12 protein-coding genes are annotated in these 14,733 nt (G+C 27.3%); 2 read left to right on the plus strand and 10 right to left on the minus strand.

The genetic code is table 11. From position 1 onward, the window contains the following. Window positions 1-32: 32 nt before the first annotated feature. From BDU_RS01295 to BDU_RS01310, 4 genes are read right to left on the minus strand one after another with little or no spacing between them, the layout of a single operon-like run. A complete protein-coding gene (locus BDU_RS01295; RefSeq protein WP_012538023.1) occupies window positions 33-2,384 on the minus strand; it encodes a DNA translocase FtsK in 2,352 nt (783 codons plus the stop codon). A gap of 12 nt (window positions 2,385-2,396) precedes the next feature. Beyond that, window positions 2,397-3,197, minus strand: coding sequence for an undecaprenyl-diphosphate phosphatase (locus tag BDU_RS01300; protein ID WP_012538024.1), 801 nt, complete (start codon window positions 3,195-3,197; stop codon window positions 2,397-2,399). A gap of 13 nt (window positions 3,198-3,210) precedes the next feature. Further along, window positions 3,211-5,349, minus strand: coding sequence for a flagellar assembly lytic transglycosylase (locus tag BDU_RS01305; RefSeq protein ID WP_049752251.1), 2,139 nt, complete (start codon window positions 5,347-5,349; stop codon window positions 3,211-3,213). Next, window positions 5,342-6,538 (minus strand): hypothetical protein, encoded by a 1,197-nt coding sequence (locus BDU_RS01310; protein ID WP_318250774.1) that lies wholly within the window; start codon window positions 6,536-6,538, stop codon window positions 5,342-5,344. Before BDU_RS01310 ends, BDU_RS01305 begins: the two co-directional genes overlap by 8 nt. A 168-nt stretch (window positions 6,539-6,706) precedes the next feature. On the opposite strand from BDU_RS01310, the gene BDU_RS01315 reads away from it, so the two are divergent. Continuing rightward, window positions 6,707-8,110 (plus strand): tetratricopeptide repeat protein, encoded by a 1,404-nt coding sequence (locus BDU_RS01315; protein ID WP_012538027.1) that lies wholly within the window; start codon window positions 6,707-6,709, stop codon window positions 8,108-8,110. Between the two features lies 1 nt (window position 8,111). On the opposite strand, the gene BDU_RS01320 is transcribed toward BDU_RS01315, so the two are convergent. Beyond that, entirely contained in the window at window positions 8,112-9,380 is a 1,269-nt protein-coding gene (locus BDU_RS01320; protein ID WP_012538028.1) for a peptidoglycan DD-metalloendopeptidase family protein, read from the minus strand. Between the two features lie 69 nt (window positions 9,381-9,449). On the opposite strand from BDU_RS01320, the gene lepB reads away from it, so the two are divergent. Further along, window positions 9,450-9,953 (plus strand): signal peptidase I, encoded by a 504-nt coding sequence (lepB, locus tag BDU_RS01325; RefSeq protein ID WP_012538029.1) that lies wholly within the window; start codon window positions 9,450-9,452, stop codon window positions 9,951-9,953. A 32-nt stretch (window positions 9,954-9,985) separates the two neighbouring features. Here lepB and BDU_RS01330 read toward each other — a convergent pair whose 3' ends face one another. Genes BDU_RS01330 through BDU_RS01350 form a run of 5 tightly spaced genes read right to left on the minus strand, consistent with a single transcriptional unit; the run spans window position 9,986 to window position 14,733 of the window. Further along, on the minus strand, window positions 9,986-11,491 hold the full coding sequence (locus BDU_RS01330; protein WP_041177695.1) for an Hsp70 family protein: 1,506 nt from the start codon (window positions 11,489-11,491) through the stop codon (window positions 9,986-9,988). After that, complete coding sequence (locus BDU_RS01335) at window positions 11,491-11,988, minus strand: hypothetical protein (RefSeq protein WP_012538031.1); 498 nt, start codon at window positions 11,986-11,988, stop codon at window positions 11,491-11,493. Before BDU_RS01335 ends, BDU_RS01330 begins: the two co-directional genes overlap by 1 nt. 20 nt (window positions 11,989-12,008) lie before the next feature. After that, entirely contained in the window at window positions 12,009-12,320 is a 312-nt protein-coding gene (locus tag BDU_RS01340) for a hypothetical protein (protein WP_012538032.1), read from the minus strand. 23 nt (window positions 12,321-12,343) lie between these two features. Then, window positions 12,344-14,242 (minus strand): FapA family protein, encoded by a 1,899-nt coding sequence (locus BDU_RS01345; RefSeq protein ID WP_012538033.1) that lies wholly within the window; start codon window positions 14,240-14,242, stop codon window positions 12,344-12,346. Window positions 14,243-14,244: 2 nt separating this feature from the next. Further along, a complete protein-coding gene (locus tag BDU_RS01350; protein ID WP_012538034.1) occupies window positions 14,245-14,733 on the minus strand; it encodes a hypothetical protein in 489 nt (162 codons plus the stop codon).

The raw sequence follows: 14,733 nt of genomic DNA on the forward strand, positions 1-14,733 counted from the left end.
GGTGAATGTCCTTTTTTTTACATTGAAACTCTTTAAATAAAAACATCTCGTGGTTTTGAACCATTCACAGGACCTATATATCCCATCTCTTCCATCAGTTCAATAATTCGTGCAGCTCTATTATATCCTATCTTTAAACGCCTCTGAAGATAAGACGCAGATGCTTTTTTAGTAGAACGAACAATTTCAAGAGCTTCTTCAAACATAGGTTCATCTGAAGAATTTATCACCAAAGTATCAGACTCAACAACACTATCAATAAATATTTCATCATCAATATAATTTGGTATACCAAATTTTTTAACCTCTTCAACTAACTTATAAACTTCCTTTTCAGTTAAAAAACCACCTTGAATGCGTTGTGGAAAAGGCGTGATAGGACTAACGTAAAGCATATCACCTTTTCCTAAAAGTTTTTCAGCACCTGATGTTCCAAGAATTATTCTTGAATCCATAGAACTAGCAACCATAAAAGAAATTCTTGAGGGAAAATTGGCTTTTATTACCCCAGTAATAACATCAACAGATGGTCTTTGAGTAGCAAGAACTAAATGCATTCCAACAGCCCTAGCCATAGCTGCAAGCCTAGAAATCAAATTTTCTAAATCCTTTCTTGCAGAGAGAATTAAATCTGCAAATTCATCAATAATTATTACCAAATAAGGCAACGGCACTTCATTTAATCCTTCTTCCACTATTTTCTTATTATAAGAATTAATATCCCTAACAAAAAAATTATCAAGAAGAACATACCTTCTCTCCATCTCATCAAGACACCAACGCAAAGCCTCCAAAGCTCTATTTACATTAGTAATAACTGGAGTTAATAAATGAGGAATATTATTAAAAAGTTTAAGCTCAACTACTTTAGGATCTATTAACACAAGCCTAACATCATCTGGAGATTTTGAAAAAATAATTGAAGCAATAAGTGAATTTACACAAACTGATTTTCCAGCACCAGTAGCACCTGCTATTAAAAGATGGGGAGCAGTCACAAGATCAAAAACAACATTATTTCCACTAATTTCTTTACCAAGTGCAAAAGGCACTTTAAAATCATTTTGAAATTCTTGACTATTTATTATCTCTGATATCAAAATGAATTTTCGTCTCTTATTAGGTATTTCAATCCCAACAGCTTCTTTACCAGGTATTGGCGCAATAATTCTAACTCTAACTGCTGCAAGACGTAATGCAATATTATCAGATATAGAAGTTATTTTGGAAAGCTTAATACCTTTATCAGGACGAACAGCATACATCGTAACAACAGGACCTCTAATAATATCAATAAGTTTGGCATTAATATTAAATTCTCTAAAAGTTTCTTGCAAAAGCATCGCTTGCTTTTGAATTTCTCTCTCATATTCAACATCTTCAGTTTCATTCTCAGGCTCCCTTTGAGCAAAAACAGAAATATCTATTGAATAATTTTCATCACTTTTAACTTTAAATAAAGTGTCATTCTCATATTCATCTCTAACAATATTATTTATTATTCCATTATGCCTTATATCACTAGCCCTAATTTTTCCACTAACTACTAACCTACTATCCTCACATTCACTTCTCAAAATTTTATATTGACAATTATTCTCAGTATTTAAATCACATTGAACTTCTTGCAAAGATTCATCTTTTGGTAATTTATCATCCATTACCTCAGATTTAGAAAAAATAGTTTTATCCAAATCAACATCTAAAGATTTATTAGAATTTCGTAAAAACTCCTTAAAAGACCATAAAGCCTGATACTCTTCATCATTAATAATATTATCTTCCTTATTCAAAATACTATCTGAACTTACATTATTCTCACAATCTTTATAAACCTTAATATCTTTCTTAATCTTTAAAGTACTCAAAAAAGGCAAATAAGAAAACATGTTCTCAAACAAAATTTTCAATTTAAATGTTATAAAATGAAAGGTAGTTAAAATAAAACTAGCATCTTTAAAAAAAACATAATTTAAATAAACCCAAACAATAAGTTCTAAAATAAAAAGAAGACAAACAAATAAATTTCCAACTATAATGCCAAAATTACTCAAGAACCAATTAACAAAATTAGAACCCTCAAAATCAGAATTAATTCTTAACCAAAAGGTTAAAGTAAAAAATAAAATAACCGTATAATTCCAATTAAATATAAATTTTTTGCTAAGCATATTATTGCAATAAACATACCAGTTTACAAGCGGATAGAGTATTAAATAAAACGACAAAAATGAAAAAGTATTAAGAAGCATCTGCCCTATAAGATTAAATACAAAAAATATAAATATATTTCCTATAGGAGTTAATGCCACCAAAAGAGAAAATAGTATAACAGCCAACATAAAAAAGAATAAAAACTGAAAATAACGATAAAAATTCTTCATATTCTACTAACATCAAACAAGGAAATAAACTAAACTCACAACTGAAACTAAATAAATTGAAAAATAATACAGTTTACTATTCTTAAGCATCTTAACAAACAAACTAATTGAAAATAGTCCAAATATAAAAGCAAAAATTGCTCCCAAATTTATCTCAAAAATATTAAAAATTATATCAGACTTAAATAGATCATTATACTTTAAAAATAAACTTCCAAAAACAATAGGAATTAAAGATAAAAAAGAGATTTCAAGGGATTTTGTCCTGCTAAACCCAAGCAAAATTGACGCAAAAATCGTAATTCCTGAACGAGAAATACCCGGCATAGCTCCAATTCCCTGCATAATCCCAATTAATAATCCTGAAAAAAAAATATTTTTTTTAAAATTAAAAATTTTAATTCTAAATTCAATCAAAAATAATAAAATACTTGTCACAATAAAATTAAATAAAACTAACTTAAAAGTAAATAACACCTTAAACTTTTCTATAAAAATCCCAATCAATGCTGTAAAAAATGTAATTATTAATATAAGTAATATCAAGTTCAAATTTGAAGAATCTAATTCTGTCATTTTTAATTTTCTTAAAATAAATTTAATAAAAACCATTACAAGCTCTAATATTCGTCTTCGATAATAAATTATTACAACTAAAACTGTTGCAAAATGCAAATAAATATCAAATACAATTGGAAGATCAATGTTCATAAACTTTTTTAAAAGTAACAAATGGCCTGAACTAGATATAGGCAAAAACTCAGAAATGCCTTGAACAAAACCTAAAATAATAACCCTTAAAATATTATCCATTTAACTTCACAACCTAAAAACGTTTGGAAAATTTACCCATAATATACTCTATAATAAAATCCATTCCCTTTCTTTCATATAAAGCATCATATAATACAGAATAAACTAATATTTTTTTAATATAATTCCTAGTTTGTCCAAAAGGAATAGCTTCGATAAAAATTTCTTTGGGCAAATGCCCATAATCTTTTTCCCATTTCCTAACATTTCCAATACCACCATTATAAGATGCAAGAGCCTTATACACATCTTCCAACATGTCTATTCTTTTACGTAAATAATGAGTCCCAATAATAACATTATCCTTTGGCTGTTTCAAATCATAAGAATAGTATTTATAATATTTGATTTCTCTAGATACATCAGCTGATGTTGCAGGCATAATTTGCATAAGTCCGATAGCACCAGGTTTAGATACAGCATCTCTTTTAAAACTACTCTCAGCTTTTATTAAAGAAAATACAAGACTCGACTCAAGTTCCCTTTTCCCTGACCAAGATTTAATTAAAGCCGTGTACAAACATGGATAGAGACGCTTATAATCATCTTTATTTAAAGCCGAAAAATCTTGCCTTACAAGGTAATTAATAGCAAGTATAGATTCATAATAATATTCATGTTTCACAAATTCATCGTAAAGATTACGGTAAAAATTAGGAGAAAATCTATAACCATTTTTAAAATCATTGGCAACAAACACACTAACATAAGAATGCAAATTAAATTTTAAAAACCCTTCCAAAAACCTTTCATAATCGGACTGATCATAATTTATATCCAAAGCATTTTCAAACAAATCATTAATATTTTGATCAAGCAAATACCTACTCATAAACGATGCATAAGATATTTGATCATATTTAATAGCAGAACGCAAAAGCTCTCTATACTCACCGACTGACTGAGATTTAATAAATTTGTGATATATAAGTCTAGCATTAAGAAAAGCAAGCCTTGCTAAAACAGCATTGTCAATAACATTTTGACCATTATAATATAGTAAATATAAATTATCATAATCTCCAAGTTGTACAGCTTCTAAAATATATTCATCTAATACCTTAATAAAAGCAAAATTACCCTTATCTTTACTTGTATAAAAATTAGCTATGTTTTTAGAAAAATAATTTCTTGTATTTTTCATAAATATGAAATTTCTAAAAATTTCATTAAGCATTTCTAATCTATAAGGTTCATTTATAATAGAAGAATTTTCCAAATATTTAAGTATTGTCACAAAACCTACATCTTTTTTTAATTTTAAATTAAGGAGCCCCAAATAATAATCTTTATAAACACTATCTAAATTACTAAAAAAAGATAATGCCTTGTTAATATAACCTAAACTTACAAAAGTCTTATAAACATCATTTAAAAAAATAAAATTATTATAATACTTCTTAAAACTATCATCTAATATATTAACAGCACCTTTAAAATCACCATTAGCAACCAAAGATTTAAATTTAACAAGACTTAAAAAAGTTGAATTTAAAAGATTATCTTTCCCTTCAAGAACAAGATAATCATGAGCCCTTACATGCAAATATTCTGCCGGCAAATTCTCAAACAATTTCTTGAAATAAATTAATGACGTATTAATATCAGAAATATTAAAATAAAGCACTGCTTTAAATAAAAGATTTTCATTTTCTTGTGCCTGCATGAAATCCATTTTTTCTAGCTTATTTAAAACTAAAAGAGCTTCATTATTCTTTTTCTGCCAATAAAGACTTTTAAAATATCCTAATATAATGAATTTATTATCATTATATTTGTTATAAAGTTTTCGACCAACAAGTTCTGCCTCATAATATTCTCTTCTAGAATTATAATATTCAAGAAGTTTTACACCAGCAAATTGAGATGCAATATTATTATTACTATTTATTGCTTTGTGCATATATTCTCTAAATTTTTCATCATACCCTATTTTTTTGAAAAGATAAGCAACATATACATAAGAATCTGAATCTATACCAAAATATTTATCAAAATTTTGTCCTACATAGTCAAAATTCCACAACCAATTTAAATGATTTAAATCAAAACTATTGATACTTTTTTTTAAAATATTGCTACTTAAAGATTCTTTCACAAATGAACAAGATAATAAATTCAATAAAAACAAATAAATAATTTTCTTAAACATTACTTTTTTCACATCTAGTAATTTTTTCTTCTTTATAAAAAGAACAATAAGAAATTGTAAAATTTTTAGGATTTAATATTTTAGAAAAAATCAAAAACAATGAAAAAAATATCAAAAGAAATAAAGAAACAAGACTTAAATAAAGCATAGAAGTTTGAATACGATCTTCTTTTAAATCAGGATCAAATTTAGGTTCTTCAACATCCACAGTAAAATTGTCTTTACCTAAATCCAAAGAAACATCATCAAATTCAACATCATCTAAATTTTTACTAACATCCGCAATAATATCTTCAACACTCAAATCATCAGAATAAGAATTTTGGATAACATACACATTAAAGCTACTAGAACTATCATCCTTATCTTTAACTGATTTTACATCATTCTCAGAATTATCAAAAACATCATTTCTCTCATTAACATCAATAGAAACCTTATCCAAAGTAGAAATACCTTGATTTACAGAATATTGATCAATATCATCAAGTACATGTGCAACTTCTGTTTCTTCAATAGGATTATCTTCCAATTTATCTCTTGTAGGGGCAAAATCCAAATTTTCTAAATTTACATTAGACTCAGAATCTAACTCTTTACTTCCTTCACTTAACAATGCATGTTCATCCATATCATTAGTTAAATTTAAAGAATCCACTACTAAATCCAAATCATTCTCTTTCTTTAAAAGCAAATCCTTAGAATTAGATAAATCATTAACATTACTTAAATCAAAATCCAAAGAATCATCTTGCTTCTCTTCAACAATACTGTCAAAACTCTCCTTGCGATTTGTATCTTGAAAATCAATAGGCAAATCATCCACTTTATCACTATTTAAAGAATCACCATTAACTTCATTTGTATTAACTGAAAGACTCATCAAACTCAAATCAAACTTGGTTTTATTAGTAATTCCATCACACTCTCCATAAACATAAAGCATCATAGAATCTATTTTGAAATAAATATTTACATTCAAACTATCTTTATCAAGATTATCTAAGAAAAAAGACCCAATAATAATGGGATTAGAAAAATTTTCATATTCACTAACATAAAAATCTAATTTTATGTTGGTCTCATCTGCAAGTTTACCCAATACCATCTTCTTTACAGAAGTATCATCCAAGCTTAAAACTGAAAAATATTCATTACTAGAAAGCCTTATGCCCAAAAAACCTTTCAACAATTCCAACCTCTTTGTTCTTTTATAAAAAACAAATTTATATATAATTAACTATAACAATAATATAATATAATTAATATCATATTCAACTTATGTATATGCTTTTATTTAAAAGAAACCATGTTATATTTAAAGCTATAATTACTGCTTATGTAATATTGCTAATATATGATTTTAGGAGAAGTTAAAGTGTTGCCATTATTCATAATACTGTCCTCTGCCGCAATATCTGTTTTGGTATTTATACTATTCAGAATTGCAGTATTAAATACAAAAACAAGAACAAAAGGTAAACATCACAAAACATTTCACAAAACGAAAAAATTGATCTCAAAAGCTATAAATATACTAAAAACAAACCCAAATGAAGTAGGGGCTTTACAAACTTTAAATGACTATTATTATACTAATAAAGATTTTGAAAATGGACTTAAATACGCCAGAAAATTATGTCAACTTATCGAAGAAAATCCTACAAATAAGAATATTGATTCCTTTAAAGTATTCTTAAGTTATGGATTTTATAATCTTGAGAGAAATTTTAATTTAGAAGCATTAGGACTTCTTAAAAAAGCATACAGCCTAAAAAAAGACGACGTAGACGTAAATTATTATCTTGGAATAGCATTTCTTAAAAATGCACATTATAAAGAAGCACTTCACTATCTTACAAAAATATATCAATTTGATAAAAGCAACAATGACGTTTTAAAATACATAGGGATGACTCTTTTTTATACGGGAAACTATACTAAAGCTGTAGGAATATTTAACAATATAAAAAAACATATACAAAATGATGTCAATGCTCTACTTGCATATGCTCAATCTCTATCCCAATTAAACCAAGATCAACTTGCACTTGATATTGCAAACAAAATCAAAAGCAAAGATGGAATGATATATGAAGCTCTTTTAATTGAATCTGAGATTAATGCAAAAAATCATAACTTGGTAAAATTAGAAGATAATATTAAAGAAATGATAAAAATTAAACCTGATTTACCCACAAAAATATCCCTTAAACTTTTTTACAAACTAGGAGAACTTTACATAGAACATGAAAATTACAAAAAAGCAACCGAAGCATTTACCCAGGTTGAAAGAATTGACCCAAACTATCAAAAAATTGCTGAAAAACTAGAATTTAGTAAAAAATTAAATGAAAACTTAGCATTAAGAATATACCTTAAGAGTCCAAAAGAAAAATTTGATAATCTAGCTAGTGCAATCATCCTTAAGTTATATAAAAACAAATTTCAAGTGAGAGACAAAAAGATAAATGAAATAACATCGCAATTTATAGATATCAACTTTCAACTTTCAAACAACCAATGGGAAGAAAATATACTAGTAAGATTCGTAAGAACGGATCAAAAAAATTTTGGAGAACTATTCTTAAAAGATCTGATTTCAAAAACCAAAGAAAATAAAATTAAAGGACTATGTATTGCACCAGCAACATTTTCTGAAAAGGCTAAACAAATTATTGAAGGCAGATTAATTGACCTAATAGAAGGAAAAAAACTTACACAAATACTGAGAACATTGGACATATCAAAATACATATAGCTTATCTGAGATATTTCATAGGATTACTCGTTTTACCATCTTTAAAAATAGTAAAATGTAAATGATTTCCCGTACTGTATCCAGTGCTTCCCATACGTCCTATCATTTGTCCTCTAGATACTCTATCCCCAACTTTAACTGCAAATGAACCTAAATGCGCATAAAGAGTTTGAAAACCATTATTATGCGCAATAACAATATATTTTCCATATCCTCCAACACTAAATCCCGCTGTTACAACAATACCTTCCTTTGTAGCAACAACAGGTGTATTAGCAACATTTGCAATATCAATTCCATTATGAAAACTAATAGTTTTAGTAAAAGGATCAGGACGATAACCATAACCTGATGTAATAATCCCCCGTGTTGGAAACAAAAAGGTCTCACCTAAAGCATTTCTAAGTAAATCTTTAGACATCTTTCCACCAGGAACAAACAACTTCTGACCTAAAGACAAAACCTCATTATCAAGATTATTAGCATCAAGAATATCCACTTTAGGTATCTTATATTTCTTTGCGATTGATGAGAGGGAATCATTTTTACCAACAGTATAAAGAATTCCCTTCATATTAGGAACATTAATAATAACATTGGGCTTAATATTTCTTACATCTTTAATATCATTATAAGAAATTAAAGTTTCACTAGTAATATTATACCGAGATGCAATATGAGAAAGTGTCTCTCCTGGCTTAATTTTATGTTCAACAACCTTTAAAACAAAAGGCTTCCTTATAGTAGTAGCATTATAATTGCTTGCATCTAAACCAAAGAAATAATTATTAATCTGACTTAAATCTTGATCACTATAATACAAAAAAGTATCAATAAAATAATCTTTGGGAAAGCTTAATTTGTTTAAAAAAACATATGAACCATAATACGCAAAAATATTTAAATAAAAGATTAATATTAAGACAAAAACTAAAACATTAATTTTAAAAATAAAATTATAAATAACACTATAAAACAAATTTACATCATAAGTATTAACCATTTTAAATGTAACCTTCTTAGAAGAATATCCACACTTATAATTATTAATATCCATAATCTGCCCAAACAAAGTTATAAACAACAATTTAAATACATAAAAAAATTTAGTAAAAACATTAAAAAAACAAAAACAGCTTTTCCGTTTTTTTTTATTAAAATTACGAATATTACCAAAATCTCTCAACTCAAAATCACCTTTAACTGCCCTATTAAACAAAAAATTTTTCTTCCTTTTAAATACATTCTGATCTTTTTTTGGTATAATCATATCATGCCTTATTATATACTATACACTAGAAATTTCAATTCGATAAAAACTCAAATGGAAATTTAAGAAATGTTACAAATCCACAAACAAGTATTAATTCCCGTTACATTGGCTTTTATGTTATTAATAACAATGATCAAAATGTCACTATCTTTTCATTTAGTTAAAGGTTCGTCAATGTTGCCAACAATTTTAGATCAAAATTGGATAATAAATCATAAGCTAGCTTATGGTATTAGAATAAAAAATAAAGAAACCTATGTTGTACTATGGAGCAAACCTAAAAAAAATGAAACAGTACTTATCAAGGACCCTATAACAAAAAAAATATCTGTTAAAAAAATTTTTGCAATCCCAGGAGAAAAATTCATTAAATTACAGCCAAATATAATATCTATACATAACCTAAACTTCAATATAAATAAAGAACATCTACAAAAATTAAAAAGCATATACATTCCAAAGGATTATTATTTAGTAGTAGGAGATAATAAAAAAGTTTCTCTTGATTCTAGAGAATATGGATTTATAAACATTAACGACATTATTGGTAAGATAATATATCAATTATAAAATAATTAAATTAATTCCTAAATGAAAAATATTTACAATAATTCAATTTTATCTTCTAATATCTCTTTAGCTCTAATATTGCCTGATGAAATCAGCAAACATTCCTTTTCATTATTATCAAAAGAAGCACTTGTCATTCTTATTTTTATTGACTTAGAAACATTAATATCTAAATCTCTTGCAGCAATACTTAAAATACCACTCTCATCCAACCTGAAAAGTATTTCTATCTTTGGCACACCTTTTAGAGCATTTTGTATATTACTAAAGAAAAATCTACTTATTGAACAATTCAAAGATGCCTTATTATATTCACCTTGCAACACATGAATTTCAATCTCCTCTTGATAATCATTAGTTGTTGTAAATATTTGTCTTTCACACACTGGTAATAAAGTATTTCTTTTAATCAATGTAAAAAACCCATCATTACAAGTTTCAATTCCAAGAGAATAAGGCGTAACATCTTTAAAATCAATAAGAGTATCATTAGTTGCAAGACTAAAAGCATGAATACCAGCACCAGTTGCAACAACCTCATCTTGATTTAATGAATCTAAAATTTCAATTTCAGGAAAAACTTCATTCAATCTATCTTTAACCAAAGGAATTCTAGTTGAACCTCCTGAGAGTACTATCTTTAAAATATGTTTAAGATCAACACCTGAATCTGCAATACATTCATTTGTAAGACTAATAGTTCTATCTATAAAATCCCAAATCATTAAATTAAATTCATCTCTTGTAAGTTTATAATTTAAATGATTACCATCAGTAAAAGGCAATACAATATTAACTTCATCCATAGTAGATAAATTTTTTTTAGCATCTTCAATTTTCTCTCTTAATTGTTCAATAAGTACAATATCATCCAAATTTATATCAGGATATTCTTCTTTAAAACTAGCTAAAACATGTTTTTCTACAACCTCATTAAAATCATTCCCACCAAGTCTATTTTCACCTTTACTTGCAAGAACAGTATAAGTATCATTTTGTTTTTCTAAAAGAGTAACATCAAAAGTTCCACCACCAAGATCATATACAAGAAATAATCCTTCTACTTGTTTTTCAAAAGCATAAGACAAAGCAGCTGCTGTTGGTTCATTAAGTATTGCCCTACATTTTAATCCTGCAATATCTGCAGCCCTAACAACACCCCTTCTTTGAATTTCAGAAAAATACGCAGGAACTGTTATAACAGCATTGCTTACTTGAGTACCTAAAAATTTTTCAGCATTAATCTTAATATTCAATAATAAATGAGAAGCAATGTCTTCGGCTTTATATATATTATCACCAACTTGATAAACAACATCAGTCCCCATATTGACTTTAAAATTATAAAAAGTTTTATCTGGATTTACCAATATTTGATGTTTAGCAGCACTACCAACAATCACACCAAAATCTGTAAAAGAAACAATAGAGGGTGTCATTCTCTCACCTCTATCATTCAATATCACTCTAGAATTAACATCAAAATAAGACACTACAGTATTTGTAGTTCCAAGATCTATTCCTATCCACTTTTCCATCAAATACCCCTATGAATTGAAATAATTAATTCAATTTCACCTAAATCTAATTTTAATTTTTTAGCAATAACTTCTAAAGACATTCCCTGTTCATAGAGTGAAATCACTTGTCTACGAATATTATATCCCTCTTTTATTATATTTTTCTCAATAGTGGGTATTGAATAATCTAAATTACCCTTATAAGAACCACTATCACTTTTAATCCCAAAATTATTATTTACCATTGAAATTGAATGGGAATTAAATCCCAATAATCTTTGATCAAGTATTTCTATTCTCTCATCAACTTCTTTAATAATTCTATTTAAACTTTCAATTTTAATTTCAATAATACTGATATTTCTATCAGTAGCTTGATTAATCTCAATAATAGTTTTATCTACTTCACTCTTAAATTTTTTAAGTATGCTATTAGATTTTATTTTTAAACTAATATATACATGAAAATATATAAAAGTAAATATAATCAAAATGAAACAAAAAACAACAAACATACAGAATGCCCTATCCCAAACTATCTTTCAATATCAATATTCTTCCCAAGCTTTGGATCATGTAAATTAATATCATATAAATCAGAAGAATTTTTATCATCATGCTTAACTTTTGATATTGTAACAGAATTAAAGTTATCATCTTTAAGCTCATCAATAGGAAATATGACATTTATTTCCGAATCATAATGATAATCTTCTCTCTCATTTAAACTCAAGTGTTGAGTTTCTCTTATCTTTTTTTTTCTCAAAGTTTCATTTGAAACTTCACTCGCTTTAAAAGCACCCTGTGTAATTATCTTTGTAACTTCAGATGAAATATTAATATCCAAAAGCCCCTCCTATAATTTATAAACTATCTAGACTCAAAAGGAACATAAGCTACCATTTTAATAATACCGTCATCCTCTACAAAAGTAATATTATGATAATCCCTTGGAAGCTCATAATAAGCATCTTTAATATACAACTTAACCCCAGCATAAGCTATATATTCAACAAAAATTTTGCCATCAGTCTTACTATTTTCAAGTGCCCTTTGTAAACTTTCTTGTTTATCTTTTACCATTTTTATTTCTAAAATTAAAATATCTCTCTCATTAATAAGTTCATTACAACTATCAATTTTTAAAGACTTTTCGGCCTTATCAACAGTAATCTGAATATTTTTCTTCAAAGCAGAAATATCTTTTGTTAAAACCTCAAGACGTTTCTCTATTTTGACAAGATACTCATTAAATCTAGATAATAAAGATTTTATTTCAGGATCACACCCAACACAAACAGCAGTCTCAGCATTACCCTCAGATCCAATAGAATACGCTCTAACTTCCTCTCTTGCATGAATATCAGAACCAACTATTTTAGATTTTTTCCCAATACAGAGTACCTTTTTTGTACAAGAAACAACAGAATTAACAATTCCTCTTACAACTTCAATATTACCCTCACATCGTACATCAACATTTTCTAAAAATTTAGATTTAATAGATTTCTTAGCATAAATTTCCGAACCACCCTTACCATTAGCTCCACTACGAAGAACAATAGAGCCATCTGTACTCAAATTACATCTACCAACAAGTCCATTAACCTCTATTCCACTCTTAGCCATAACATTATATCCATCCAAAATACTTCCCTTAATTAATACCATACCGTTATTCACTATATTACCAGTAGCAGGACCAACATCACCATCAACAACATAAACATTATGTACAGCAATAATACCATTCTCAATAAATATATATCCATCACATCCTGCAAGAATTTTATTTCCTTCCCTTAAAGTATTCTCTCCCAAAACCAAATTCAATTCCCGACCACTCTCTGCTTTTAATATCTTTCCAAAAACAGTATATCCATCAATACCCCTTGACAAAGGAACAATTTCTGCAAGCTCATCTCCCTTATTAACATTCCTAAATTCATTACCCATAGCACCATATTCAGCTGAATACTTACTCTTCACAACAAAATTAACATAAGCATCCCTTCCTTTAACAGAATTAACTCCTTTTGCCATCTCAATTGATTCACCATAAAATGGATAGTCCACAAATTCTTTTATTTTATTTCGAAGCAATGCTTTATCTACGACTCCATATTTTTTAAGAATATTAAAAATATCTTTTTCTAAAACTTCAGCACCATTAGGTCCAGGAGTAGTAAATTCAATAGTTACTGACATTGAGTCTTCTGATATATGAACCATCATAGTTACACTCTCTGCAAGTTCAGCATCAAAATCAGAGACACGTTCATATTCACCACTAGCATTTTCAACTATTGTTCTAACAAAATTCTTATCCAAATTTTTAATATTACTATAAGATGCAAATTTATCCATTACATCCTTAAAAGTAACAACACTTCCTCCTCCTTGAGCAGGTGTAACTTTTAAAAATACTCCCTTGGCACTTCTTCTTATAAAAAACTTTCCATCCAAAGAAATACTCTCATCAGATTCGCTTTGTGAACTTAAAACATCAAGAACCCCAAATTTTGAATAAGAATTTTTATAAGCAACTATTCTCCATTTCTTCTCACCATACCCAAATATCCCATTATTTCCACGTACTAAAATCTCATAATCCAAATCTTTATATGGCACTGAAAGTTCCAAAGAAGCATCATTTAAAGCCTCTTCAAGAGTATCCGCTTCTATTTCTATTAAACGAACCTTATTTTCTCTCTCTAAATATCGTCTTATTTTTTCTCTTAAATCAGCAAAATCACCAATATCAGTCATAATTATTCCTTTTTATTAATCAAAGTCTTAATAGTATCAGCAACAACTTTGGGATCACTGTTCTTAACATATGAAATCTGTTCTGATAATTTACTCTCAAAATTAACATTATTTTGCCTATCTCTAACATCCGCATACTTGTTCAAGTCTTCAGAAAAATCATAATTGCTATTATCAACTTTATCATTCTTACTTGAAAAATCCTTTATCAAGGAAGAATCTATATCATTAGGTTCAGGTTGAGAATTATCATTTTTATTAATAACATCCTTATTACTACTCAAATCATTATCTTTAAAGAGTTCATACAAATACTTGTTATATATAAATTCAATTAAAAGTCCTATAGCAAAAAAAATTAAAAATTGAAGAAATGCTCTAAATAATACTGTCAAAAAAGACACCCGAGCAAAAATACCAAGAATCATCGCAAGAATAAATGCAAATGAACTAAATAATAAAACATACTTGCTTTTTTTCCCAAATAACAT

The organism is Borrelia duttonii Ly (assembly GCF_000019685.1).
Classification (GTDB): Bacteria; Spirochaetota; Spirochaetia; order Borreliales; family Borreliaceae; genus Borrelia; species Borrelia duttonii.

Excerpts from the sequence above, each read along its gene's own strand:
- BDU_RS01295 (WP_012538023.1), bottom strand. The coding sequence starts at position 2,384 with ATGAAGAATTTTTATCGTTATTTTCAGTTTTTATTCTTTTTTATGTTG.
- BDU_RS01300 (WP_012538024.1), bottom strand. The coding sequence starts at position 3,197 with ATGGATAATATTTTAAGGGTTATTATTTTAGGTTTTGTTCAAGGCATT.
- BDU_RS01305 (WP_049752251.1), bottom strand. The coding sequence starts at position 5,349 with ATGTTTAAGAAAATTATTTATTTGTTTTTATTGAATTTATTATCTTGT.
- BDU_RS01315 (WP_012538027.1), top strand. The coding sequence starts at position 6,707 with ATGATTTTAGGAGAAGTTAAAGTGTTGCCATTATTCATAATACTGTCC.
- BDU_RS01320 (WP_012538028.1), bottom strand. The coding sequence starts at position 9,380 with ATGATTATACCAAAAAAAGATCAGAATGTATTTAAAAGGAAGAAAAAT.
- lepB (WP_012538029.1), top strand. The coding sequence starts at position 9,450 with ATGTTACAAATCCACAAACAAGTATTAATTCCCGTTACATTGGCTTTT.
- BDU_RS01330 (WP_041177695.1), bottom strand. The coding sequence starts at position 11,491 with ATGGAAAAGTGGATAGGAATAGATCTTGGAACTACAAATACTGTAGTG.
- BDU_RS01335 (WP_012538031.1), bottom strand. The coding sequence starts at position 11,988 with ATGTTTGTTGTTTTTTGTTTCATTTTGATTATATTTACTTTTATATAT.
- BDU_RS01345 (WP_012538033.1), bottom strand. The coding sequence starts at position 14,242 with ATGACTGATATTGGTGATTTTGCTGATTTAAGAGAAAAAATAAGACGA.
- BDU_RS01350 (WP_012538034.1), bottom strand. The coding sequence starts at position 14,733 with ATGTTATTTGGGAAAAAAAGCAAGTATGTTTTATTATTTAGTTCATTT.